23 protein-coding genes and 1 tRNA gene are annotated in these 22,416 nt (G+C 72.4%); 15 read left to right on the forward strand and 9 right to left on the reverse strand.

The window, feature by feature from the left end:
* The first annotated feature begins 72 nt into the window (after nucleotides 1-72).
* On the forward strand, nucleotides 73-480 hold the full coding sequence (locus ABT118_RS24600) for a hypothetical protein (RefSeq protein WP_350672728.1): 408 nt from the start codon (nucleotides 73-75) through the stop codon (nucleotides 478-480).
* A gap of 936 nt (nucleotides 481-1,416) precedes the next feature.
* Here the strand turns inward: ABT118_RS24600 and ABT118_RS24605 are convergent.
* Nucleotides 1,417-1,504, reverse strand: a tRNA-Leu gene (locus ABT118_RS24605).
* A 234-nt stretch (nucleotides 1,505-1,738) separates the two neighbouring features.
* Between ABT118_RS24605 and ABT118_RS24610 the strand changes: the two genes are divergently transcribed.
* The 3 genes from ABT118_RS24610 (at nucleotide 1,739) to ABT118_RS24620 (ending at nucleotide 4,653) form a co-directional block, all read left to right on the forward strand.
* Nucleotides 1,739-3,076, forward strand: a complete 1,338-nt coding sequence (locus ABT118_RS24610; protein ID WP_350672731.1) for a M20/M25/M40 family metallo-hydrolase — start codon at nucleotides 1,739-1,741, stop codon at nucleotides 3,074-3,076.
* A 280-nt stretch (nucleotides 3,077-3,356) separates the two neighbouring features.
* Nucleotides 3,357-3,599, forward strand: a complete 243-nt coding sequence (locus ABT118_RS24615) for a chaplin (protein WP_350672733.1) — start codon at nucleotides 3,357-3,359, stop codon at nucleotides 3,597-3,599.
* Between the two features lie 214 nt (nucleotides 3,600-3,813).
* A complete protein-coding gene (locus ABT118_RS24620; RefSeq protein WP_350672736.1) occupies nucleotides 3,814-4,653 on the forward strand; it encodes a chaplin in 840 nt (279 codons plus the stop codon).
* Nucleotides 4,654-4,713: 60 nt separating this feature from the next.
* On the opposite strand, the gene ABT118_RS24625 is transcribed toward ABT118_RS24620, so the two are convergent.
* Nucleotides 4,714-4,908, reverse strand: a complete 195-nt coding sequence (locus ABT118_RS24625) for a DUF5703 family protein (RefSeq protein ID WP_350672944.1) — start codon at nucleotides 4,906-4,908, stop codon at nucleotides 4,714-4,716.
* 335 nt (nucleotides 4,909-5,243) lie between these two features.
* Here ABT118_RS24625 and ABT118_RS24630 point away from each other — a divergent pair, with 335 nt between their 5' ends.
* Nucleotides 5,244-5,861 carry a hypothetical protein gene (locus ABT118_RS24630; protein ID WP_350672739.1) on the forward strand — a complete coding sequence of 206 codons (618 nt, stop codon included), beginning with the start codon at nucleotides 5,244-5,246 and terminating at the stop codon, nucleotides 5,859-5,861.
* A 68-nt stretch (nucleotides 5,862-5,929) separates the two neighbouring features.
* Here the strand turns inward: ABT118_RS24630 and ABT118_RS24635 are convergent, their stop codons facing one another.
* Together ABT118_RS24635 and ABT118_RS24640 are read right to left on the reverse strand one after the other, a co-directional pair.
* Nucleotides 5,930-7,921, reverse strand: a complete 1,992-nt coding sequence (locus ABT118_RS24635) for a helix-hairpin-helix domain-containing protein (RefSeq protein WP_350672741.1) — start codon at nucleotides 7,919-7,921, stop codon at nucleotides 5,930-5,932.
* A gap of 82 nt (nucleotides 7,922-8,003) precedes the next feature.
* The gene (locus tag ABT118_RS24640) at nucleotides 8,004-8,984 is read right to left on the reverse strand and encodes an aldo/keto reductase (RefSeq protein WP_350672744.1); all 981 of its coding nucleotides are present in this window, start codon (nucleotides 8,982-8,984) and stop codon (nucleotides 8,004-8,006) included.
* 195 nt (nucleotides 8,985-9,179) lie between these two features.
* Here ABT118_RS24640 and ABT118_RS24645 point away from each other — a divergent pair, with 195 nt between their 5' ends.
* Nucleotides 9,180-10,226 carry an LLM class F420-dependent oxidoreductase gene (locus ABT118_RS24645; RefSeq protein ID WP_350672750.1) on the forward strand — a complete coding sequence of 349 codons (1,047 nt, stop codon included), beginning with the start codon at nucleotides 9,180-9,182 and terminating at the stop codon, nucleotides 10,224-10,226.
* Between the two features lie 113 nt (nucleotides 10,227-10,339).
* Here the strand turns inward: ABT118_RS24645 and ABT118_RS24650 are convergent, their stop codons facing one another.
* Together ABT118_RS24650 and ABT118_RS24655 are read right to left on the reverse strand one after the other, a co-directional pair.
* The gene (locus ABT118_RS24650; RefSeq protein ID WP_350672752.1) at nucleotides 10,340-10,810 is read right to left on the reverse strand and encodes an NUDIX hydrolase; all 471 of its coding nucleotides are present in this window, start codon (nucleotides 10,808-10,810) and stop codon (nucleotides 10,340-10,342) included.
* A gap of 2 nt (nucleotides 10,811-10,812) precedes the next feature.
* A complete protein-coding gene (locus tag ABT118_RS24655; protein ID WP_350672946.1) occupies nucleotides 10,813-11,529 on the reverse strand; it encodes a DUF5919 domain-containing protein in 717 nt (238 codons plus the stop codon).
* Nucleotides 11,530-11,807: 278 nt separating this feature from the next.
* On the opposite strand from ABT118_RS24655, the gene ABT118_RS24660 reads away from it, so the two are divergent.
* Nucleotides 11,808-12,278: a UCP032817 domain-containing protein gene (locus ABT118_RS24660; protein WP_350672754.1), complete on the forward strand. Its 471-nt coding sequence runs from the start codon at nucleotides 11,808-11,810 to the stop codon at nucleotides 12,276-12,278.
* 67 nt (nucleotides 12,279-12,345) lie between these two features.
* Nucleotides 12,346-13,137: a hypothetical protein gene (locus ABT118_RS24665; protein ID WP_350672756.1), complete on the forward strand. Its 792-nt coding sequence runs from the start codon at nucleotides 12,346-12,348 to the stop codon at nucleotides 13,135-13,137.
* A gap of 301 nt (nucleotides 13,138-13,438) precedes the next feature.
* On the opposite strand, the gene corA is transcribed toward ABT118_RS24665, so the two are convergent.
* The gene (corA, locus tag ABT118_RS24670; RefSeq protein ID WP_350672759.1) at nucleotides 13,439-14,419 is read right to left on the reverse strand and encodes a magnesium/cobalt transporter CorA; all 981 of its coding nucleotides are present in this window, start codon (nucleotides 14,417-14,419) and stop codon (nucleotides 13,439-13,441) included.
* Between the two features lie 80 nt (nucleotides 14,420-14,499).
* On the opposite strand from corA, the gene ABT118_RS24675 reads away from it, so the two are divergent.
* The 4 genes from ABT118_RS24675 (at nucleotide 14,500) to mshC (ending at nucleotide 18,120) form a co-directional block, all read left to right on the forward strand.
* On the forward strand, nucleotides 14,500-15,204 hold the full coding sequence (locus ABT118_RS24675; RefSeq protein WP_350672761.1) for a histidine phosphatase family protein: 705 nt from the start codon (nucleotides 14,500-14,502) through the stop codon (nucleotides 15,202-15,204).
* A 169-nt stretch (nucleotides 15,205-15,373) separates the two neighbouring features.
* Nucleotides 15,374-15,943 carry a DUF3090 domain-containing protein gene (locus ABT118_RS24680; protein WP_350672763.1) on the forward strand — a complete coding sequence of 190 codons (570 nt, stop codon included), beginning with the start codon at nucleotides 15,374-15,376 and terminating at the stop codon, nucleotides 15,941-15,943.
* Nucleotides 15,944-15,987: 44 nt separating this feature from the next.
* A complete protein-coding gene (locus ABT118_RS24685) occupies nucleotides 15,988-16,785 on the forward strand; it encodes an SCO1664 family protein (protein ID WP_350672948.1) in 798 nt (265 codons plus the stop codon).
* 105 nt (nucleotides 16,786-16,890) lie between these two features.
* A complete protein-coding gene (gene mshC / locus ABT118_RS24690; protein ID WP_350672766.1) occupies nucleotides 16,891-18,120 on the forward strand; it encodes a cysteine--1-D-myo-inosityl 2-amino-2-deoxy-alpha-D-glucopyranoside ligase in 1,230 nt (409 codons plus the stop codon).
* An 85-nt stretch (nucleotides 18,121-18,205) separates the two neighbouring features.
* On the opposite strand, the gene ABT118_RS24695 is transcribed toward mshC, so the two are convergent.
* Nucleotides 18,206-19,150, reverse strand: coding sequence for a PAC2 family protein (locus ABT118_RS24695; protein ID WP_350672769.1), 945 nt, complete (start codon nucleotides 19,148-19,150; stop codon nucleotides 18,206-18,208).
* Between the two features lie 212 nt (nucleotides 19,151-19,362).
* On the opposite strand from ABT118_RS24695, the gene ABT118_RS24700 reads away from it, so the two are divergent.
* The 3 genes from ABT118_RS24700 to ABT118_RS24710 all read left to right on the forward strand — a co-directional run bounded on the left by ABT118_RS24700 (nucleotide 19,363) and on the right by ABT118_RS24710 (nucleotide 20,841).
* On the forward strand, nucleotides 19,363-19,725 hold the full coding sequence (locus tag ABT118_RS24700) for a DUF1304 domain-containing protein (protein ID WP_350672950.1): 363 nt from the start codon (nucleotides 19,363-19,365) through the stop codon (nucleotides 19,723-19,725).
* Complete coding sequence (locus ABT118_RS24705) at nucleotides 19,722-20,351, forward strand: TetR/AcrR family transcriptional regulator (RefSeq protein ID WP_350672773.1); 630 nt, start codon at nucleotides 19,722-19,724, stop codon at nucleotides 20,349-20,351. The genes ABT118_RS24700 and ABT118_RS24705 overlap by 4 nt, the downstream gene beginning before the upstream one ends.
* Nucleotides 20,352-20,469: 118 nt before the next feature.
* Nucleotides 20,470-20,841, forward strand: coding sequence for a hypothetical protein (locus ABT118_RS24710; protein ID WP_350672775.1), 372 nt, complete (start codon nucleotides 20,470-20,472; stop codon nucleotides 20,839-20,841).
* Between the two features lie 48 nt (nucleotides 20,842-20,889).
* Here ABT118_RS24710 and ABT118_RS24715 read toward each other — a convergent pair whose 3' ends face one another.
* On the reverse strand, nucleotides 20,890-22,404 hold the full coding sequence (locus tag ABT118_RS24715) for a serine/threonine-protein kinase (protein ID WP_350672777.1): 1,515 nt from the start codon (nucleotides 22,402-22,404) through the stop codon (nucleotides 20,890-20,892).
* Between the last annotated feature and the right edge of the window lie 12 nt (nucleotides 22,405-22,416).

The raw sequence follows: 22,416 nt of genomic DNA on the forward strand, positions 1-22,416 counted from the left end.
CTCCCGAGGCCCTGCGGCCTCACCCTTGGGTGCGCGCGGGTGGGTGACCTGCCCGGCTCGGATGATTAGGGGATGATCATGTTGATCCGCAGGAAGATTGCTTCGACGGTGGCCGCCGGCTTCATGGCACTGGGTGGGGGGATTATTGCGGCAGGCCCGGCGCACGCAGCCTCCTCCGCCTTCGGCTGCCAGCCCGGCTTCGTGTGCGTCTACGCCGACAGCACTATTGGCTCCCTCCAGAACGGGAACATCATCGCCCGTTTCGAGCGGTACGGCGCCAACAACCTGGACAACGTCAACGGCAACCACTGGGTAGTCAACAACCAGACCGGGGGCAGCAACGCCACCGCAGTCATGTGCTACAACTACTGGGGCGGAAACTGCACCGGCACGGTCGTTAACGTCCAGCCGAACGGCTGGAACACTGCCGTGGTGGTGGACATGACGCCGATCAACTCGATCTGGCTGAACAGGCCGTAGTAGGTCCGGGACCCCCAGAATTGAGAGTGGCCCGGCAACTGCCGGGCCACTCGCTTCTGTTGATCAGATTCCGTACACCACCTCCAGCTGCTGAAGTGCCCTGAGGGTGGCCTGAGTGGTGTCCTCGTGCTTGGCCTCGTAGCGGCGCCCGCCGAGCATCTCGGCCGTGGAGCTGGCGTTGTGGACGCGTTCACCTCCTCGGAAGTCGACCAGTTCGGGCCGTGTTCGCCGATCAGGGCCAGGCCCGGTGAGGTGCTGTTGGTCCCGGTCCAGTAGCCCCGGGTGCCCGAGAGGGCATTGGGCCAGCCGGCCCCCGCAGCGGGACACCGCGTAGTTGAGACCGGCGTCCACGGCCAACCCGCCGACCGAGCGTCAGATCCGGTCCCAGGAGAAGCGGTTCGAGATCGTGGACGACTCCGACACCGCACGCTTCCTGGCCTCGATCTGGGACCCGTGTGGCAACCGCAAGTGCGACCCGTTCCACGACTGCCTGCGTGACGCTCCCTTGTGGACCGTCTGGGCCCCGACCGGACTGCGGCGCAGTAAGGACGGTGACGACAATGCTCTGATCATCGGGTGGGACGAGAACGATCTCGTGTTCGCCAGGGACGGCTTCAAGCTGTTCAAGGAGGGCGGGGCAGGGGGCCCGCAGGACCCCGAGAAGGTCCCGGCTCGATGGCGGACTGTTCGTGCCCGCCTGAACCTCCCGGAGGGCTTCCGCATCCACGACCTACGGCACAGCCGGATCAGCAACGATCTCGAAGCGGAGAGAATCCGGTGGAGGTGTCGGCGAACGCCGGGCACCACTCGCCCCGCGCGTGGGTCGTGCTGCGCCCATCTAGAGCAAGATCATTCCTGTGGGTCACGCAGTGGGTCACGCAGCCACTGCACGGAGCCCGGAAAAGCAAAAAACCCCACGTGAAGTGGGGTCTTAGCTGGTGTCCGAGGGGGGACTTGAACCCCCACGCCCGATAAAGGGCACTAGCACCTCAAGCTAGCGCGTCTGCCATTCCGCCACCCGGACCGGGTGTTGTCTCTGCGGCCTGTTGCCCGCGTCGACATGTGTAACTGTAGCAAGGATCGGCTCCAGGACCCAAAACCGTCCCTGGTGGGGGTCGTGCGGCTTCGATCCGGGGGAATGGCCTTGGGGTGGGGCGGCGGCTGGGGGAGGATGGCGGGACTGTGCCTGCCGGCCGCGGTGCTGGGTGCCGTGGCGGCGTGGAGGTGCGCCGGGTGGGCGAGACGACGAGGAGACACCGTGAGCGAGTCGAAGGCGGGGCAGGTGGGCGGCCCGAAGGTGAATGCCGAGTCGGAGGTCGCCGAGATCTGCCGCGACCTGATCCGGATCGACACCAGCAACTACGGTGACGGGTCGGGGCCGGGGGAGCGGAAGGCGGCGGAGTACGTCGCGGAGCAGCTGGCGGAGTTCGGCCTGGAGCCGAAGATCTTCGAGTCGGCCAAGGGCCGGGCCTCCACCGTGGTGCGGATCGAGGGCGAGGACCGTTCGCGTCCCGGGCTGCTGATCCACGGCCACACCGACGTGGTGCCGGCCAACGCGGCGGACTGGACGTACGACCCGTTCTCCGGCGAGATCGCGGACGGCTGCGTCTGGGGCCGCGGCGCGGTGGACATGAAGGACATGGACGCGATGACGCTGGCCGTCGTCCGCGACCGGCTGCGGACCGGGCGCAAGCCCCCGCGGGACCTGGTGCTGGCCTTCGTCGCGGACGAGGAGGCGGGCGGCACGTACGGCGCGCGCTACCTGGTGGACAAGCACCCGGAGCTGTTCGAGGGCGTCACCGAGGGCATCGGCGAGGTCGGCGGCTTCTCCTTCACCGTCAACGACCAGGTCCGGCTGTACCTGGTGGAGACGGCGGAGAAGGGCATGCACTGGATGCGGCTCACCGTCGAGGGCCGGGCCGGGCACGGCTCGATGGAGAACGACGACAACGCGATCACCGAGCTGTGCGAGGCGGTGGCCCGGCTCGGGAAGCACACCTTCCCGCTGCGGATCACCAAGACCGTGCAGGCGTTCCTGAACGAGCTGTCGGACGCGCTGGGCGTGAAGCTCGACCCGAACGACATGGACGAGACGCTCCGGGTGCTCGGCGGCATCGCCAAGATGATCGGCACCACGCTGCGCAACACCGCCCAGCCGACCATGCTGGGCGCCGGGTACAAGGTGAACGTGATCCCCGGCCAGGCCACCGCGCACGTGGACGGGCGCTTCCTGCCCGGCTACGAGGAGGAGTTCCTGGCCGAGCTGGACAGCGTGCTCGGTCCCCGGGTGAAGCGGGAGAGCCTGCACTACGACAAGGCGCTGGAGACGAGCTTCGACGGCGCGCTGGTGGACGCGATGCAGTCGGCGCTCCAGGCCGAGGACCCGATCGCCCGGGCGGTGCCGTACTGCCTGTCGGGCGGGACGGACGCGAAGTCCTTCCAGGACCTGGGCATCCGCTGCTTCGGCTTCGCGCCGCTCAAGCTGCCGCCGGAGCTGGACTTCGCCGGCATGTTCCACGGCGTGGACGAGCGGGTGCCGGTGGACGGCCTGAAGTTCGGTGTGCGGGTGCTGGACCGCTTCATCGACGCCTGCTGATCCACGGTCCACGGTCCACGGTTCGATCGGACGGCCCGCCCCCGGGGTTCCCGGGGGCGGGCCGTCCGCATTGTCGGAGCGAATGACGAGCGGAGCGGCGAAACGCCGCATGCAGAAAGGATTCCTCCAGTGGTCAATTGGTCGACTGCGTGTGCGAGTTGTCACCGCTGCGGGTGAATGGGTGATCCACTCCGTACCCCGTTCGGCCCAGCCTCGTTCACTCATATGCAGGCCGGAACAACGGCCTGTGGAACACAGGAATCGACCAGGAGGAATACCCATGAAGGTCAAGAAGATCGTTGCCGTTGTCGCCGCCACCGGTGGTCTGGTGCTCGCGGGTGCGGGTGCCGCCGCCGCTCACGGTGGCGCGGCCGCGAACGGTTTCGCGACCAACTCCCCGGGCGTGCTGTCGGGCAACAATGTCCAGGTCCCCGTGCACGTGCCGGTGAACCTCTGTGGCAACACCGTCAGCGTGATCGGTCTGCTGAACCCGGCGTTCGGCAACAACTGCGCCAACTTCTGAGCAGTCGCCGGCCGTCCCGGCCGGATCGACCGCTGAGGCAGTGAGACCGACGGGCCCCCGGCTGATGCCGGGGGCCCGTCGGCATGTCCGGAACTCACTCGATGGGGTGAAAGCGCTCGTTCGGCTCAACCGGAGAACGCCCGGACTCGTTGTTCGGTGTACCGGGGAAGACCGCGTCAGGAATTCCGACAATCACAACTCATCAGGGGAGTACATGCGTCAGGTCGCAAAGAAGGGCATCCTCACCGCAGTCGCCACCGGCAGCGTACTGGCCTCGGCCTCCGGCTACGCCTACGCGAGCTCGGATGCGCAGGGTGCCGCCGCCAACTCACCCGGCATCGGGTCCGGCAACAACATCCAGGCGCCGATCGACATCCCGGTCAACGCCTGCGGCAACACGGTGAGCGTGGTCGGCCTGCTCAACCCCGCGATGGGCAACGACTGCGCCAACTCCTCGGGCCCGGGGAAGGGCGCCGAGGGCCATGGCGGCCACGGCAGCCACGGCGGCGGCCACGACAGCGGGACCAGGGGCGCCGAGGCCCAGGGCGCCGCCACCAACTCGCCCGGCATCGCCTCCGGCAACAACATCCACGCCCCGGTCTCCGTCCCGCTCAACGCCTGCGGCGACTCGGTCAACGTGGTCGGCATCGGCAACCCCGCCTTCGGCAACGACTGCGGCAACGTGGCCACCCCGCCCCCGCCCGCCCAGGACGAGGACTGCCCGCCCGGGGCGCACAACCCGCCGCCGCCCGCGAGCACCCAGCCGCCCGGCACCACCCAGACCGGCGGCGAGAGCGGCGGCTCCGGCCACGGCGCGGGCCGGGGCGGCCTGCCCGGCTCGGAGGAGATCGGCACCCCGGCAGCGTCCGTCGCCCAGCCCGCCTCCTACCTCCAGACCCCGCCGCCCGCCCCGGCTCCGGCGCACGCCGCGGCGGGCCGGGCGCAGCTGGCCCAGACCGGCTCGGAGGGCCTGCAGCTGCTCACCGTGGCGGGCGCGGCCCTGATGCTCGGTGGCGGCGTGCTGTACCGCCGCTCCCGGGTCGGCGCCCGCTGACGGCGCACCGGGTGACGTGAGGGGCGGGCCGGTGGACCGGCCCGCCCCCTGTGCCTGCTGTCACCAGCTGCGGACCTGCCGGATGATGCGGCGGCGCAGCCGGACGGTACGACGGCCGTCCGGGAAGAGTTTCAGCCTGTCCAGCTCCCAGTGCCCGTACTCGGCGTGGTCCGTGAGCAGCTGCCGGGCGGCATTGCGGCTGGTGCCGCGCGGGATGCTCAGCGACTGGTACTCGTACTCCGGCTGCCGAACCAGCTTGGGTGGGGTCAAGGCTCTCCTCCTGCGGGACGCTTGCAGGCAAGGGTACGACCCGCCTGCGACATTCACGGCTGCCCGGGCCGCCGAGTGCACCTGCCGCCTCGGGCGAGCCTGCGCTCGGGAGCTGCTGACAGTCAATCAGTTTTCGTACCACTGACGAGATACCCCGCGCGGGCGGACGTGACGCGCCCGGTCCGGGGTGCGGATGCACTGCTCCGGGTGCGGTACAGAACCGTCCGGACCGGACATCAGGGCGGAAGTTGCCGTGAATTCCCGGAACTAGACGACAACCCCTGTGCGCGTCGTGCCCGGAGGGAGATAGCGTCAGCACCATGTCTGATGCCGCGCAGCTCTCCATCATCGAGGTACGGGCCGCCGCCGAGGCGGTCAAGGCCGCCATCGACCGCCACCTGGCCGCGGTCTCCGGCCCCACCACGGCGGACGATCCCGTCGTGGCCAGCGCTTACGAGGAGCTCGCTGCGGCGGCCATCGCCTACGACCAGATCCTGTACGAGGTCTACGACGAGGTCACCCCGTTCGAGGTGCCCGGCGACGAGGGAGCGGGCGGGTACTCCGGCCCGGAACACCCCGAGGCGATCAGCGTGCTGATCCGCCGCGACTACCTGATCGCGGACCCGAAGCGGCTGCGCGAGCAGGCCGAGCGGGTGGACGAGTCGCTCACCCCGGGTTCGGTCCCGGAGGGCGGCGGGGTGAACGCCGCGATCGGGGTGCTGTTCGGCGAGTACGAGCCGGACGAGATCGCGGCCCGGTGCGAGGAGTTCGGCCTGGAGGAGGGCGACTCCACGCTCTGGGTGGCGGCCACCGAGCCGGCCGACCCGGGGGAGTGGCTGCCGGAGCCGTTCGAAGGGGCCGACCCGCAGCTGCTGATCTGCCGGTTCGACGTCAGCGAGGTCTACGACGACGACCTGGACGCGCTGGACGAGGAGTAGCCACCACGCGGCGAGGAGGGGCGGAGCCGCTGCGGCTCCGCCCCTCCTTCATACCCGTCCGGTGCGGGTTAGTACTGCTCGGCCTGCTCCGCCAGGATGGCGCGGAGCCGGGTGGTGCGCGGCCGGGCCGGGCGCTCGGCGACCGCCTGCGGCAGGGCCTGGCCCGCCGCGTGCACCACGGAGAGATGGCGCTCGGCCCGGCCGAAGGCGGTGTACACCCACTGCCTGGTCAGCCCGGCGGCCGCGTCCTCGGGCAGCACCGCGACCACCCCGGGCCAGCGCCGGCCGACCGCCTGATGGCCCGTCAGCGCCCAGCCGTGCCGCAGGCCGGCGGCCTGGGCGGGCGAGAGGGTGAGCCGGGAGCCGTCGGTCAGCTCCAGGTGCAGCCCGGCGGCGTCGCCGTCCAGCACCCGGCCGAGCCGGACCACGCCGGGAGCGGGCGAGTGCACCACCCGGTCGCCCGGGTCGAAGCCGCCGAACCGGCCGGGGCCGGGGTTGAGCCGGGCCTTGGCCGCCGCGTTGAGCGCCCGGGTGCCGCCGGTGCCGCCGTGGCCGGGCGTCAGCAGCACCACCTGCTCGGCAGGGATGCCGAGCGCGCGCGGGATCGAGTCGGTGAGCAGCTGCACCGCGCGGTGCACCGCCTCGCCGCCGTCCTTGGCGGTGAGGATCACCACCTCCTTGTCCGGCGCCTCGACCGGCTGCAGCTCGCCGATGCCGATGGCGGAGACCAGCTCGCCGATCGGGCCGAAGTCCGGCGTCCGGGAGGCGACGGCGGGGTAGGCCTTGGCGGCCAGCAGGTCGGCGAAGAAGCGGCCGGGGCCGGCGGACCAGAGCTGGCCCGGGTCGCCGCTGAGCACCAGCCGGGTGCCGTCGGCCAGCGACTCCAGCAGGGTGGCCGCGAGCTCGACGTCGAGCAGCGGGGCGTCCAGCACGATCAGCAGGTCGAGCGCGAGCGAGCCGTCCGGCGCCCGGCCGGGGCCGGCGGCGCCGGCCAGCAGCTCGGCCAGCACGGCCACCTCGGCGCTGTCGGTGGAGCCGCGGAGAGCGTCTCTGCCCTCCGCTGTCCAGGTCGCGGCCCAGGCGCGCAGGCCGAGGCCGCGGGCGGCGGTGAGCACCGCGGCGGCCTCCGCCCGGGCGGCCTCGCCGCCGGTGTGCAGCACCACGGCGCTCTCGGCCACCGCCCGGACCAGCGCTGTCGCGGAGGAGGACGGGGCGGCCACGGCGGCCGCCTCCCAGGCGGCCGGGCCGGGCTGGACGGGAACGTCTCCGTCCCCGGCCTCCTCACCCGCCTCGGTCTCCTCGTCCGCACTGTCCGCATCGTCCGCTTCGGCCGGTGCGTCGTCGGTGCCCGGGACGAAGGTGGACATCACCCGGACCAGGCCGTCGGCCAGGCTCTCCTCCGCCAGGGCCAGCCGCTCCAGCGCGAGCAGGGTCCGCATCGGCGGCTCGTCCTCCTCGTCGTCGGACGGGCGGTGGCCGGGGAGCTCCTCCTGAAAGGCCATCACCCGGCCGTCCACCACGACCTCCTGGAGCGCGGCGGCGGCGTCCGGCAGCCCGAGCTTCTCCAGCCCGGTCGCCACCTCGCCGATCTCCATCGCCGAGTGGCCCTGCAGCGCGGCCTGCTCCAGCACCCACGGCACCAGCGCCTGCGCCCGCCGCGGGTCGCCCGGGCCGGCCTCCGCCCCGAGCAGGCCCCGGGCGAAGCCGTCGGCCTGGTCGGGGCGGACGCCGGGCAGCCCGAGCACGGCCCACGGGTCCTCGCGGAGCGCGGCTGCCGCGCCGTCGCCCAGCAGCGCCACCGCAGCGGTGGCGAACTCGGCCGGGGCGCCGCCGGCGGCGAGCACCTCGGCGGTGTCGCGCAGTGCCTGCTCGCGCTGCGCGTCGGTGGCGGGAGCGGCCGCTCCGGCCCCCTCCGCCGTCCCGGGCTTCCCGCCCGGTCCGGCCGAACCGCCCGATCCGACCGTCCGGATCGCCTCGGCCAGCGCGGCCACTGCATCGGCGTTCCGAGCCGGGGCCGGTGCCTGCGGCCCGTCCGCTGCCGTCTCCTGAGTGGGAGTCACGCCGTCCTGAGATGCCGGCCCGACCTCCGGAGCGTCCTCGGCCACGTCCTGTACTTCCTCCACGTCGCCCACCACTTCGCTCCTACAGCTCCGTCCAGTCTTGGTCCGGGTAGCGGTGCACCGGTGCCGACACGTCGTCCAGCGCACCGCGGATCTCATCCGGAAGCGTAAGCGCCTCCACCGACAGCGCCGCAAGCAGCTGACCGGCCGTCCGGGAACCGATCAGCGCGCTCGCCACGCCGGGCCGGTCGCGGACCCAGGCCAGCGCGACCGCGAGCGGGCTGCTGGCCAGCCCGTCGGCGGCGGTGGCGAGGGCGTCCACGATCCGCCGGGAGCGGTCGCCGAGATAGGGCTGGACGAAGCCGGACAGATAGGGCGAGGCGCCGCGCGACTCGGGCGGCACGCCGTGCCGGTACTTGCCGGTGAGCACGCCCCGGCCGAGCGGCGAGGAGGCGATCAGGCCGACCCCGGCGTCCAGGGCGGCGGGCAGCACCTCGCGTTCGATGCCGCGCTGGAGCAGCGAGTACTCCATCTGCGTCCCGGCCAGCGGCACCCGCCCGGGGTGCGCGCGCTGCCAGGCGGCGGCCTTGGCGAGCTGCCAGCCCGAGTAGTTGGAGACGCCGACGTAGCGGGCCCGGCCGGTCGCGACCGCGAGGTCGAGCGCGTACAGCGTCTCCTCGTCGGGGGTGGCCGGGTCGAAGGCGTGCACCTGCCAGAGGTCGACGTAGTCGGTGCCGAGCCGGCGCAGCGAGGCGTCCAGGGCGGAGAGCAGGCTGCCGCGCGAGGTGTCGAAGCGGCGGTCCGGGTCGGGGACGCTGCCCGCCTTGGTGGCGATCACCAGCTCGGAGCGGGGGATCAGGCTGTCCGTCAGGCGGGAGATCAGGTACTCGGCGCCGCCGTCCGCGTAGACGTCGGCGGTATCCAGCAGGGTGCCGCCCGCGTCGACGAAGGTCTTCAGCTGTTCGGCGGCGTCGTGCTCGTCGGTGTCCCGTCCCCAGGTCATGGTGCCGAGGCCGAGTCTGGAGACCCGCAGTCCGGTCCGTCCGAGGTGACGCTTCTCCATCGGGCAGAACCTCCGTCGGCCGGCGGACACGCAGGTGGGCGAGGTGCCGCCCCCTTGTCGGCAGAGCGTAGCGAACCGGGCCCGGCGTGCCGCGCCGACCCGCAGGACGGGTCGGCCGTGGCACACCTACCGGTGAGTAGGTCCAGCGGCTACGCTCCCATGGCGGCCACTCACGACTCTCCGGAAGGCATCCACATGCGACTCGGCATCAACCTCGGTTACTGGGGACTCGGCATGGACGCCGACAACGTCGCCGTCGCGCAGGAGGCGGACCGGCTCGGCTACTCGGTCTGCTGGGCCGCCGAGGCGTACGGCTCCGACGCCGCCACCGTGCTCTCCTACGTGGCCGCCAAGACCGAGCGGATCGACGTCGGTTCGGCCATCTTCCAGATCCCGGCCCGCACCCCCGCGATGACCGCGATGACCGCCGCCACCCTGGACACCCTCTCCGGCGGCCGGTTCCGGCTCGGCCTGGGCGTCTCCGGGCCGCAGGTCTCCGAGGGCTGGTACGGCGTCAAGTTCGACAAGCCGCTGGCCCGGACCCGGGAGTACGTGGAGATCGTCCGCAAGGCGATGTCCCGCGAGCGGCTGGTGCACGACGGCGCGCACTGGACCCTGCCGCTGCCCGGCGGCCCGGGCAAGCCGATCAAGCTGACGGTGCACCCGGTGCGCGAGCACGTCCCGCTGTACATCGCGGCGATCGGCCCGAAGAACCTGGAGCAGACCGGCGAGATCGCCGACGGCTGGCTCGGCATCTTCTTCGCCCCCGAGCACGCCGCGCTCTCGATCGACCCGCTGGTGGCCGGCCGCGCCAAGGCCGGGCAGACCCTGGAGGGCTTCGACCTCTGCCCGACCGTCACCATCTCGGTCGGCGACGACATCAAGGCCGCCGCCGACGTCCAGCGGCCGTACGCCGCGCTGTACATCGGCGGGATGGGCAGCAAGGAGAAGAACTTCTACAACCAGCTGGCCCGGCGGATGGGGTACGAGCAGGCCGCCGACGAGATCCAGGAGAAGTACCTCGCCAAGGACTACGCGGGTGCCGCCGCCGCCGTCCCGCACGACCTGATCGACGCCACCGCCCTGCTCGGCACCACCGAGCGGATCGCGGACCGGATGCAGGCCTACGCCGACGCGGGCGTCACCACGCTGACGCTGGCCCCGGCCGGCTTCACCCTGGAGGAGCGGATCACCGCCCTGCGCACCGGCGTCGAGGCCCTGGAGCGGGCCGGCCTCGCCTGACGGTGGGCACCCCCAGCGGCCGGGTCCGCCCGCGTTCAGCGACGTGAGCCGCCCCGGCCGCTGGGGACCCTGCCGGCGCCAGGACCGAGGTCCCACCGTGGGACCTCTCCGACTCAGCCCAGGTACGGCGTCGGCCGGGCCTCGCGGTAGTGCTGGACCCGGAGTCGCTGCGTGTGGTGCATCGGGAGGCCGTCCGTCTCGTCCGGCGCGACCCAGCGCAGCTCCAGGGACTCGTCCGAGACGGCCGGCCTCCCGCCGACCACCCGAGCGGTGAAGCACACGTTGAACTGCCGCCGCACCTCGCCGTCGGTGTACGCGATGACGTGCCGGGGGTCGGTGTAGGTGCCCACGAGTCCGGTGATCTCGACGTCAAGGCCGGTCTCCTCCCTGACTTCCCGGACGGCCGTGCCGGGCAGTGAGTCGTCCAACTCCATCCCGCCGCCGGGCAGGGCCCAGAGCCCGCTGTCCGCCCGACGCTGCATCAGGATCCGCCCGGCGTCGTCGGCGACGACGGCCGAGGCCGCTACGACCATGCTGTTCGGGGCCGGGGCCGACGGGTCGTCGTAGTACTCGGTGCGTGCCATAGTCAGCCTTCCGCCAGGGGCGTTGCCGTCGACCAGACGGCATCGAAGCTCTCAGCGTAGGTGTCGAACATCCCGCCGTCCCCTGCGCGCCGTAGGTGCCAGACGGGGGCCCCGAACGCGTTCACGCCCCACACGTGGGCGTTGACCATCATCTGGTCGTCTGCGCGGTAGAGGCTGTTGTACAGCGTTGTTCCGTGCACGCGGACCTCTACGCCGGGCACGCCGAGCAATGGCCGGTAGTGCATGGCCGCGAGCCGACACCGCGACTCGATCCCGTGGCCGAACTTCTCTTCCTGGCCGCGCTGCAGGACGTTGTCGCTGTCCGGGTCACCAAGGGCGATCCGGATTCGGCACCCGGCTGCCGCCTGCTGCTTCAACCGCTCGTTGAGACGCGGATACGCCTCGTGGAGGAACACGGCCGCGTACACCAGCACGTCCAGTTGTCCCCGGGCGCTGCCGAGGAGTTCCACGAAGCTGGACGCGGGTACGTCGGCACGCTGCTCGTACAGGGTGACCAGTTCAGCGCTGACGGCCCGCGTCGGTCGGGCCTGCCGCAGGGACGGCCAGAGAGCGTGAACGTCCTCGCCCAGGGTCTCTGCCGCCTTCATGGCTGTGACTCGCCGAGGTGTTCTACCGAGGTTGACCCAGCGCTCAACTGACTTGGGGTCGACCCCCGTGGCCTCGCCCAATGCGGCGTGTGTCCAGCCGCCGCCCGCCATGACTTCGCGAAGGCGTTCATTCGGTGCCGTGCCCATAGGGACGTTCTACATGACGTGGGACGTCCCGAAGTGTGGTTCGTGTGAGGTTCCTTCGTCCCGGTGCCTTGCCCAATCATCAGCGCCATGGATGAGCAGCAGGAATGCCCTGGGCACGCGTGGTTCGCCGACCGTGCTGCGCCTGATCTCCCGTCCGCGCTCCGGGGCGGACGGGGTTGCACAGCCCGACAGACACAGTCGTCTGCCGGGAGACTTCACAACTCCGCACGGAGGTAGGCACCATGAGTGACACCCGTACGCCTGTGGCTCTCACCACGGACCCGCGCGACCTGATCAGCCCGGAGGTCCGAGAGTTGATCCTCGTCACCTACCGGGCGAACCACCCGGAGGTGACGGAGGTCCGGACCGAACAGGGCGTGGGTCAGATGGCTGCCTTCCTGACGGCGTGTGCGGTCAGCGACCGGCCGCTGAGCCCGTCACCGGAGGTGGACGACTACTGGCATGCCTTCGTGCTCAACACTGAGGCGTACGCCGACTGGTGCATGGCCAGCTTCGGCAAGATGGTGCACCACAAGCCCGGGTTCCTGGACCCGGAGGAGCACGGTGGCGGGAAGGTGCTCCGGGCGCGGGCGATCGACGTGATGGCCTCACTGGGCTTCCTGCTGGAGGACACGTTCTGGCCGGAGATCGAGTCGGCCAACTGCTCGCAGTGCCATGCCAACTGCTCCGACAGTCCGTTCACGGGCCAGTAGGTTCGCCGTTCGGCCGGGGCTCCGCTGTGGGCCCCGGCCCACCTTGACTCACGATCGGAACTCAGCAGTGGCGCGCACCGAATGGAACCGACTTCCCTCCGAGGCGAGGCAAGCCGTCGAGGCTCTGACCGGACCTGTCGTCAAGGCGCAGAGCGCGGACAACGGGGTCAACTCTGCGTTTGCCAGTCTCTTGCAGATGGACGGTGATGAGGTGTTCGTCAAAGGCGTACCGACGGATGCTCCGGGGGCATGGGTCTACCGCCACGAGGCGGACGTGTCCGCCGCGGCCCCGTTGGCAGCGTTCCCGAAGTGGCGTTCGGAGGGCGGCGGGTGGAGCTTCTACGGGTACGAGTTCTGGCCCGGCCGTCACCCCGACTTCTCCCCGGAGTCCGCCGACCTGCCGTTCGTGGCCGCGACGCTGGCCGTGGTGTCCTCCTTCCCGTGGCCAGTGACGATCCGTAAGAAGCCGCTGAGTGGCCGCCTGGCCCGCTTCATCCCGACGGATGGAATGGGGGCTCTGGACGGCTACTCGCTGGCGCACACGGACATGGGGGAGTTCAACCTGATCTCCTCAGGTGCCTCGGTCCGGGTGATCGACTGGGCCCTGTCGTGCCCGGGGCCGGAGTGGACGGACGCTGCGCTGTGGGTGCCCCGGCTGATCGCTGCTGGGCACAGCTTCGACGGTGCCGATCGAGCTGCACGGACCGTCGCCGCGTACCGGGAAGCCGACCCCGACCGGCTGGCCGTGTTCGCCCGGACCATCCGTGCCGCGTGGGCGAGCCGGACAGCGGAGGAGGCTCTACCGCAGCGCGTGAGGCTCGCCGAGGCGGCCGAGGCGTGGGCCGCGGCGTACGAGTGACCGCCGACCCGGGCGTCCGGCTCTGCTCACCTCGGTCGGCTGAGGCTGAGGCTGAGGCGGAGTCCGGGCAGGGCGGCCCCGGCGGACGTGGCAGGCCGGAGGTGGCCGTCTCGCCGGCCTACGAGGCGGTGCTGCGCGACCGGCGGTGGACGGACGTGCTGCGTCACCCGTAGGACGTCCTACGGGTGACGAGGGCTTTACGCCGTCCGGGTACTCGCTACGGGATCAACGGATCTGGCCCCGGCGGCGAGGCGTTGGAGCGGGCCGGGTTCGCCTGGTCAGGGGAGCCCGGCGGGCGGCCTCAGAGCCAGCCGCTGCGCTTGAACACCCGGTGCAGGACCAGGCAGATCGCCACCATCAGCCCGACCGCTGCCGGGTAGCCCCAGGGCTGCCGCAGCTCCGGCATGTGCTCGAAGTTCATCCCGTACACGCCCGCGATCATCGTCGGCACGGCGGCCAGCGCGGCCCAGGCCGAGATCTTCCGCATGTCGTTGTTCTGCTGGACGCTGACCTGGGCCAGGTTGGCGTTCAGGATGTCCGAGAGCAGCCGGTCCAGCGCTTCCACCTGCTCGTTCACCCGGGCCAGGTGGTCGGCCACGTCGCGCAGGTAGGGGCGGAGCTTCTCCGGCAGGGCCGGGACACTGCCGTCGGCCAGCCGGAGCAGCGGGTCCTGGAGCGGGCCGGTGCACTTGCGGACGGCCGTGACCTGCCGTTTGAAGGCGTAGATCCGCTCGGCCAGCCCGCGGGCCGGGCGGCCGGGGGCGAAGACCTCGGCCTCCAGGTCGTCCAGGTCCGCCTGCAGTGCGGCGGCGACCTCCAGGTACTGGTCGACCACCAGGTCGGCGACCGAGTAGAGCACTGCGGCCGGACCCTGGGCGAGCAGCTCCGGGTCCTTCTCCAGCTCGGCCCGCAGCCCGGAGAGCGGGCTCTCGGTGCCGTGCCGGACCGTCATCGCGTAGCTGTCGCCGAGGAAGAGCATCAGCTCGCCGGTGCTGACGGTGTGTCCGTCGGCCTCGTAGCCGAGGGTCTTGAGCACGATGAACAGCGAGTCCGGGTACCGCTCCAGCTTGGGCCGCTGGTGCGCCGAGACGGCGTCCTCGACCGCCAGCGGGTGCAGGCCGAACTCGTCGCTGATCAGGTCGAGTTCCTCGGCGGTCGGTTCGACCACGCCGAGCCAGACGAAGGCGTCGCCGGACTGCCGGGCGGCCGCCAGGGCGTCCGAGTAGTCCTCGGGCCCCTCGGTGCGGTGGCCGCCGCGGTAGGTGGCGCTGTCGACGATCATGCGGTCCATTCTGCTGTCCGACGACCTGAAAGGGCACCATATCCGGCAGCCGCACCGTCCGGAGGTCGTACGCTGGCCCCATGCCGACCCTGTTGCTCGTCCGCCACGGCCGCTCCACCGCCAACACGGCCGGGGTGCTCGCCGGTTGGACACCGGACGTCCACCTCGACGACACCGGCCAGGCCCAGGCGGCCGGGCTGGCCGAGCGGTTGGCGGGCATCCCGCTGGTGCAGGCGGTGACCAGCCCGCTGGAGCGCTGCCGCGAGACGCTGGCCCCGCTGCTGGCGGCCCGCCCCGAGCTCGGCCCGGCGGCGCAGGACGAGCGGCTGGGCGAGTGCCACTACGGCGACTGGACCGGCCGCCCGCTGGGCGAGCTGGCCAAGGAGCCGCTCTGGCGGACCGTCCAGGACCACGCCTCGGCCGCCGCCTTCCCCGGCGGCGAGTCGCTGCGCGAGCTGAGCCACCGGACGGTGGCCGCCGTCCGGGAGTGGGACGAGAAGGTCGCCGCCGAGCACGGCCCGGGCGCGGTCTGGGTGGCCTGTTCGCACGGGGACGTGATCAAGGCGGTGGTGGCCGACGCGCTCGGCCTGCACCTGGACCACTTCCAGCGGATCTCGGTGGAGCCCTGCTCGGTCACCGCGATCCGGTACACCCCGCACCGGCCGTTCGTGCTCCGGGTCGGCGACACCGGCAGCCTGGCCTCGCTGGCGCCCGCCCCGGCCCCGGCCGAGTCCGCGGGGGACGAGGGCGACGCGGTGGTCGGCGGCGACACCGGCGCCCGCTGACACCGGCGCCCGCTGACTCCGGTGCTCACGGAGACCGGATGATCACCTGACGCACCACCACGGTCCGGTCTCCCAACTGCGGCGCCCAGGCCGTAGGGTGACCGGTGAGACCACGATCGATAAGGCCGACCGCAGCTTGCCGGTCGGTCTGAGAACCCGGAGCGAGCGAGTGACCCGTCAGGTCCACTTCTATGACCAGCCCGAGCGGTTCGTCGCAGGCACCGTCGGTCAGCCCGGCGCCCGGGCGTTCTTCCTGCAGGCCAGCGCGCGCGGGCGGATCACCTCGGTGCTGCTGGAGAAGGCCCAGGTGGCGGCGCTCGCCGAGCGGGTCGAGCAGGTGCTCGACGAGGCGCTGCGGCGCACCGACGGCGAGGCCGACATCCCGCCCGTGGCACCGGCCGAGCTGATCGACACCGCGCCGCTCGACCTCCCGCTGGAGCAGGAGTTCCGGGTCGGCACGATGGCCCTGGCCTGGGACAGCAACGACGAGTGCCTGGTGGTCGAGGCACAGGCGGTGACCGAGGCCGAGGAGGAGGGCGAGGACGACACCTCCTCGTTCGAGGACGAGGAGCACGGTCCCGACCTGCTCCGGGTCCGGCTGAGCGGGGCGATGGCCCGGGTGTTCGCCAAGCGGGCGCTCGACCTGGTCGCGGCCGGCCGCAAGCCCTGCCCGTTCTGCAACCTGCCGCTCGACCCGGAGGGCCACCTCTGCCCCCGCGCGAACGGGTACCGGCGCTGAACGCCGAGACGGTGCCGGTGGCCGACCCGGTGGCCAGCGCAGCGCTGGCCGCCGACCCGCCGACCGCGCTGGACCTGCTGGAGCGGGGCGAGCTGGCCGTGCACGGCCGGATCACCACCGCCTCCAACGGGGTGCTCTACTGCACCGTCACGCTGGACGGCCGGACGGCGCCCTGCGTCTACAAGCCGGTGGCCGGCGAGCGCCCGCTCTGGGACTACCCCGACGGCACGCTGGCCGGGCGCGAGCTCGCCTCCTACCTGGTCTCGGCCGCCACCGGCTGGGGGCTGATCCCGCCCACCGTGCTCCGGGAGGGTCCGCACGGCCCGGGCACGGTGCAGCTCTGGGTGGAGCCGGACGAGTCCGCCGAGGACCTGATCGACCTGCAGGACCCGGCCGGCCCCGAGCCGGGCTGGCTGCCGATCGTCCGGGCCGACGTCGGCGGCGGCCGGACCGCGCTGCTGGTGCACCGGGAGGACGAGCGGTTGCGCCGACTGGCGGTGCTGGACGCGGTGCTGAACAACTCCGACCGCAAGGGCGGCCACTGGATCTCCGCCGTGGACGGCCGGCTGTACGGGATCGACCACGGCGTCACCTTCGCCGAGCCCGCCAAGCTCCGTACGCTGCTCTGGGGTTGGGCCGGTCAGCCGCTGCCGGACGGGGCGGTCGAGGTGCTGACCGGGTTGGCCGAGGCGCTGGAGGGCGCGTTGGGGGAGAGCCTGCGCCCCCATCTCACTCCGGTCGAGCTGGCCGCCGCCCGGGCCCGGGTGGGTGAGCTCCGTCGCACCGGGAAGCACCCGCTGCCCGCCCCTGACTGGCCGTCGATTCCCTGGCCGCCGGTCTGAGCACCGGTCCCGGGCCCGAACGGTCAGGACCGGTCGGAAACTCATTCCGGCCGATCTCGTCCACTGGTTAGCCTTTCAAATGATCGCAAGGTTAGAGTCGGAGCCATGCATTCCTGGCCCGCCTCCGAGGTACCCGCCCTGCCTGGTCAGGGGCTTCCCCTCCGAATCCACGACACCGCCACGGGCAGCGTCCGGGAGGTCGTCCCGCAGGGCCCGACCGCCCGCCTGTACGTCTGCGGGATCACCCCCTACGACGCCACCCACCTGGGTCACGCCGCCACCTACAACACCTTCGACCTGGTGCAGCGGGTGTGGAAGGACGCCGGCCACGACGTCCTGTACGTGCAGAACGTCACCGACGTGGACGACCCGCTGCTCGAGCGCGCGGTGGCCACGGGTCAGGACTGGACGGTGCTGGCCGAGCGCGAGACCGCGCTGTTCCGGGAGGACATGACCGCGCTGCGGATCCTGCCCCCGGCCCACTACATCGGCGCCGTCGAGTCCATCCCGTGGATCGTCCCGCTGGTGAAGAAGCTGCTGGCCAGCGGCGCCGCCTACGAGCTGGACGGCGACATCTACTTCTCGGTCGAGTCCGACCCGCACTTCGGCGAGGTCTCCGGGCTGACCCGGGAGGCCATGCTGCCGGTCTTCGGCGAGCGCGGCGGCGACCCGGACCGGGCGGGCAAGAAGCACCCGCTGGACGCCCTGCTCTGGCTGGCCGCCCGGCCGAACGAGCCCGCCTGGGACACCGAGCTCGGCCACGGCCGGCCCGGCTGGCACATCGAGTGCGTCGCGATCGCGCTCGAGTACCTGGGGATGGAGTTCGACATCCAGGGCGGCGGCACCGACCTCGCCTTCCCGCACCACGAGATGGGCGCCTCGCACGCCCAGGTGGCCAGCGGCACCCACCCCTACGCGCGGGCCTACGTGCACGCCGGGATGGTGGCGCTGGACGGGCAGAAGATGTCCAAGTCGCGCGGCAACCTGGTCTTCGTCTCGGCGCTGCGCCGGGACGGCGTGGACCCGGCGGCGATCCGGCTGGCCCTGCTGGCCCACCACTACCGCAGCGACTGGGAGTGGACCAAGGACGACCTGGAGCGCGCGCAGGAGCGGCTGGCCCGCTGGCGCGCGGCCGTCTCCCGGCCCGACGGCCCGTCGGCCGACGCACTGCTGACCGAGGTCAGGGCCGCACTGGCGGAGGACCTGGACGCCCCCGCCGCGCTCGCGGCGGTGGACCGCTGGGCCGAGCAGCAGGCCGCCGAGGGCGGGACGGACCTCGGTGCACCGGGCCTGGTCTCGCGCACGGTCGACGCCCTGCTGGGCGTCGCGCTGTAACCCGGACCTGAACGGGTGAAGGGCCGTCAGCACCGGTGCTGACGGCCCTTCACCGTGTCCGTGCCCGGAGCCGGGCTGGCCGGGCTCAGCTCTCCGGCTCGTCCGGCGGGTTGTCGGTGCGCGGCTCCGGCTCGGTCGGGCGCTCGGCGGTGGCATGGCCGGAGACCGGCTTCTCGCCGGTCGGCCCCAGGTTGTCCCGGCGGCGCAGGTAGCGCTCGAACTCGCGGGCGATCGCGTCGCCGGAGGCCTCGGGCAGCTCAGCGGTGTCCTGCGCCTCCTCCAGCTGCTGGACGTACTCGGCGATCTCGCTGTCCTCGGCGGCCAGCTGGTCCACCCCGAGCTGCCAGGCCCGGGCGTCCTCGGTCAGCTCGCCCGGCGGGATCCGCAGGTCGAGCAGGTCCTCCAGCTTGTTGATCAGCGCCAGCGAGGCCTTCGGGTTCGGCGGCTGGGCCACGTAGTGCGGCACCGCCGCCCAGAGCGTCACGGCCGGCACCCCGGCGTGCGCGCAGGCCTCCTGGAGCACCCCGACGATGCCGGTCGGGCCCTCGTAGCGGCTCTCCTCCAGGTCCAGCGTCCGGGCCAGGTCGGCGTCCGAGGTGACCCCGCTGACCGGCACCGGCCTGCTGTGCGGGGCGTCGCCCAGCAGGGCACCCAGGATCACCACCAGCTCGACGCCCAACTCGTGGGCGAAGCCGAGCAGTTCGTTGCAGTACGAGCGCCAGCGCATGCTGGGCTCGATGCCCCGGACCAGTACCAGGTCACGCGGCTTGGGCTCGGTCACCCGGACCACCGAGAGCCGGGTGGTCGGCCAGGTGATCCGGCGCACCCCGCCGTCCAGCCAGACCGTGGGCCGGTTGACCTGGAAGTCGTAGTAGTCCTCGGCGTCGAGGGCGGCGAACACCTTGCCGCCCCAGGTCTCGTCCAGATGCCCCACGGCCGCCGAAGCGGCGTCTCCCGCGTCGTTCCAGCCCTCGAACGCGCAGACCATCACCGGGTCGATCAACTCGGGAACATCTTCCAGCTCGATCACCCAGCGTCTCCCTCCGGACCTGACTCCGCATGGAACGGTCCGTTCCATGGTCCCTACCTGCCCAGCCTACGAGCTTTGATGCCTCGGCCGAGAGGGGTCGAGCCTATCCCGGCGCGGCTGCCGCGACACAGTCAGTTATCGGGGAAACTGGACAGATGTCCAGGAATCATGGACAGTTGTCCATGAAGTTCGGACTCGAGAAGGAGACGGTCATGCAGATCGCCGCGAACGTCCTGGTCGGCCTGGTGGCCGCGCTGCACGCGTGGATCCTGGTGCTGGAGATGTTCCTGTGGGAGCGCGGGCCGGGGCGCAAGCTCTCCGGCTTCGACGCCGGGATGGCCCGGGCCACCGCCCCGCTGGCCGCCAACCAGGGGCTCTACAACGGCTTCCTGGCGGCCGGACTGGTCTGGGGCCTGATCGCCGGCGACCCGACCGGCCACCGGGTGCAGGTCTTCTTCCTGGGCTGCGTCGTGGTTGCCGGGCTGTACGGGGCGGCCACCGCCAACCGGCGGATCCTGTTCGCCCAGGCGCTGCCCGGTGCGATCGCGCTGGCCGCGGTGCTGGTGGCCGGATGAGCCCCAAGCAGGTGGGGCCGGGGCAGGCGGGCCCGGGGCAGACGGGCCCGGGGCAGGCGGGGCCAGACCAGGACCCGCGGACCGAGCGGACCAGGTCCCGGCTGCGGGCGGCGCTGCTCGCCGAGTGCGCCGAACGGCCGCTGGCCGAGCTCGGCGTGGCCGCGCTGACCCGGCGGGCGGGCGTCGGCCGGGCCACCTTCTACCTGCACTACCCCGACCTCCAGGCGCTCGCGGTGGACGCCTGCGCCGAGGTGGTCCGGGCCGGGGTAGAGGCGCTGCACGCCTGGCGCGGCCTGCCCGACCCGGCGGTGCCGCCGCCCGCGCTGGCCCGCTTCCTCGGCACGCTGGCCGGGCACGGCCCGCTGTACCGGGCGCTGCTCACCCCCGAGGGCGGCGGTCCGCTCGGCGAACTGATGCACCGTGAGCTGCGCGAGTACAGTCGGCGGGAGCGCGAGCTGGCCGGTGCGCCGCAGGCCGGCCTGGTGGCCACCGCGGTGGCCGCGACCTTCACCGGGCTGCTGGCCGACTGGCTGCACGGGGGGATCGCCGCGACGCCGGAGAAGCTGGCCGGCCGGAGCTGGCGGCTGCTGATCGCCCTGCACCGGACGCCACTTGACCCGGCCTGACTCCGCCTGGCTCCGCCAGGGGACCCTGACAGGTGTCAGGTACCGGGCAGTCCAGCCCGGTGGTTCGCTGAGTCTCGGCGCGGGAGAGTCCGCGTCGCGACCAGCAAGGAGAGTCCTCATGTTCGGTGTACGCAGGCTGGCCATGGCCGGTGCCGCGATCGCGCTCGGCATCGCCTCCCTCGGAGCCACCGCCGTCAGCGCTGACGCGGCGAGCGGTTGCTACGGGATCGGCGGCGGGAAGTACAACTGCCACGTGTGGAAGACCGCCCCGAGCTTCTGGCCGGGAAACGTCCGGGCCGGCACGCTCAACGCGGGGGAGAACTACTTCTACTGCCAGGCGAAGGGCACCCGGATGTACGAGGGTGACTACTACAACGTCTGGTACGGCAAGACCGACGACGACAGCGGCAACAAGGGCGTCTGGGTGAACGCGGTCTACATCTCCGGCGGCGGCAACGACCAGCCCGTCCCCGGGCTGCCCTACTGCTGACGGCCGGCCCGCCGGCGGTCGGCTGACAAGCAGTCGGCTGACGAGCGGTCAGCCCCCGTACTGCGCCAGGTAGCGCAGCACCAGGTCGACATGGGGGCGGACTCGCTCGGGGACGCCGCCGGCATCGGCCACCGTCTTGTCACTGGTCCGGTACCCGGCGGCGACCAGCCCGTGCAGGTCGCCGCCGGTGCCCCGGCGCTTGAGCTGCTGGTCCAGCCAGCAGACGTAGTTGCCCATGGTGATGATGGCGTCCGGGGCCGACATGTAGTCCTTGCGGCCGTCGCCGTCACCGTCCTGCGCCCAGGCCTTGAAGACCGAGGGCGTCCACATCGCGATCCCGTACTCCTGTGTCTCCGGGCGGGCGGCGGCCGGGTCGAAGCCGCTCTCCGCCTTGAGCAGGGCGGCGAGGAAGGCCGGGCTGATCTCCGGCTCGGGGCAGGCCCGGGCGGCCCGGTCGATCGGCTCGCGCAACGCGGTCGGCACGTCGGCGTCCGGTGGCAGGGCGCCGGCCACCGGCGCCGCAGGCGGCGGAGGAGAGACCCGCCCGGGCAGGCCGGCCCAACCGGCCGCCGGGGCGGCGGCCAGCAGAGCGACCGTCACCAGGCGGCCGATCCGGTTCCATCGTCGAGGGGGTGGACTTTGCAGCGCCCACAAGCGGGCCGCCAGCCGGCCGGCCTCCGGCCGTACCGCCTGGTCCACCGCCAGGCAGTCGGCGATCAGCGCCCGCCACCCGGCCGGCAGCCGTTCGTCCAGCCGCAGCGGCGTCACACCCCGGGCGTACGCCTGCGCGGCCAGCCCCCGGGCCCGGGCGGTCGCACCGAGGAAGGGGTGCAGCCCACCGGTGAGCATCTGATGGGCCAGCACCCCGAAGGCCCAGACGTCGGCCCCGGGCCGGAGTTGGATGCCGCGCGGCCCCGAGCGCTGGGACCACCACTCGGGCGGCACGTGGTCCAGCGAGCCGAGCGGAGGGACGTAGGCATGGGTGCCCTCCAGCTCCGTGGTCAGCCCGAAGTCCGCCAGCCGGACACCGCCGTCGGCCATCAGCAGGACGTTGCCCGGCTTGAGGTCGCCGTGCACCCAGCCCCGGCCGTGCATGTGCGCCAGCCCGGTGCACAGTTCGGCCAGCATCGGCCCGGCCCGGGGGAGCGGGCGGCCCGGCTCGGCGTCCTGGAGCAGCTGCTGGAGGCTGCGCTCGGCCCGCTCCATCACCAGCGCGACGGCGCCGTCCAGCGCGGGCCGTCCCGGGTCTCGCAGGGTGACCACCGCCAGGGTCCGGATCAGCTGCGGGTGGTCGGCCCTCCTGCTGAAGCGGATCTCACGCCGGGTCAGCTCCGCCAGGGTCCGGCGCTGTCCGGGGGTGAGCCGCCCCGGCGGCAGCACCTTCACCGCCACCCGGCTCCCGTCGGCCTCGCTGCACCCCGCGTACACCCGCCCCCAGGCGCCGGCCCCGATCAGGCCGGAGATCCGGTAGCCGGCCACCGAGTAGCCGACGGGGACGTCACCGATGGCGTCACCGGTGGCGGTGTTACCGAGGACGTCGCCGGTGGCGTCGCGCGGCTCCATCGGGGCCGGGGC

The sequence above is a fragment of the Kitasatospora sp. NPDC002040 genome, assembly GCF_040296785.1.
Taxonomy (GTDB): Bacteria; Actinomycetota; Actinomycetes; order Streptomycetales; family Streptomycetaceae; genus Kitasatospora.

Bases quoted from the DNA above. Each gene is read 5' to 3' on its own strand.
- ABT118_RS24655 (WP_350672946.1), bottom strand. From the start codon at position 11,529: ATGGCGGGCGGCGGCTGGACACACGCCGCATTGGGCGAGGCCACGGGG.
- ABT118_RS24700 (WP_350672950.1), top strand. From the start codon at position 19,363: ATGCAGATCGCCGCGAACGTCCTGGTCGGCCTGGTGGCCGCGCTGCAC.
- ABT118_RS24600 (WP_350672728.1), top strand. From the start codon at position 73: ATGATCATGTTGATCCGCAGGAAGATTGCTTCGACGGTGGCCGCCGGC.
- ABT118_RS24710 (WP_350672775.1), top strand. From the start codon at position 20,470: ATGTTCGGTGTACGCAGGCTGGCCATGGCCGGTGCCGCGATCGCGCTC.
- ABT118_RS24705 (WP_350672773.1), top strand. From the start codon at position 19,722: ATGAGCCCCAAGCAGGTGGGGCCGGGGCAGGCGGGCCCGGGGCAGACG.
- ABT118_RS24650 (WP_350672752.1), bottom strand. From the start codon at position 10,810: ATGGCACGCACCGAGTACTACGACGACCCGTCGGCCCCGGCCCCGAAC.
- ABT118_RS24615 (WP_350672733.1), top strand. From the start codon at position 3,357: ATGAAGGTCAAGAAGATCGTTGCCGTTGTCGCCGCCACCGGTGGTCTG.
- ABT118_RS24645 (WP_350672750.1), top strand. From the start codon at position 9,180: ATGCGACTCGGCATCAACCTCGGTTACTGGGGACTCGGCATGGACGCC.
- ABT118_RS24630 (WP_350672739.1), top strand. From the start codon at position 5,244: ATGTCTGATGCCGCGCAGCTCTCCATCATCGAGGTACGGGCCGCCGCC.
- ABT118_RS24715 (WP_350672777.1), bottom strand. From the start codon at position 22,404: ATGGAGCCGCGCGACGCCACCGGCGACGTCCTCGGTAACACCGCCACC.
- ABT118_RS24640 (WP_350672744.1), bottom strand. From the start codon at position 8,984: ATGGAGAAGCGTCACCTCGGACGGACCGGACTGCGGGTCTCCAGACTC.
- ABT118_RS24620 (WP_350672736.1), top strand. From the start codon at position 3,814: ATGCGTCAGGTCGCAAAGAAGGGCATCCTCACCGCAGTCGCCACCGGC.
- corA (WP_350672759.1), bottom strand. From the start codon at position 14,419: ATGATCGTCGACAGCGCCACCTACCGCGGCGGCCACCGCACCGAGGGG.
- ABT118_RS24660 (WP_350672754.1), top strand. From the start codon at position 11,808: ATGAGTGACACCCGTACGCCTGTGGCTCTCACCACGGACCCGCGCGAC.
- mshC (WP_350672766.1), top strand. From the start codon at position 16,891: ATGCATTCCTGGCCCGCCTCCGAGGTACCCGCCCTGCCTGGTCAGGGG.
- ABT118_RS24675 (WP_350672761.1), top strand. From the start codon at position 14,500: ATGCCGACCCTGTTGCTCGTCCGCCACGGCCGCTCCACCGCCAACACG.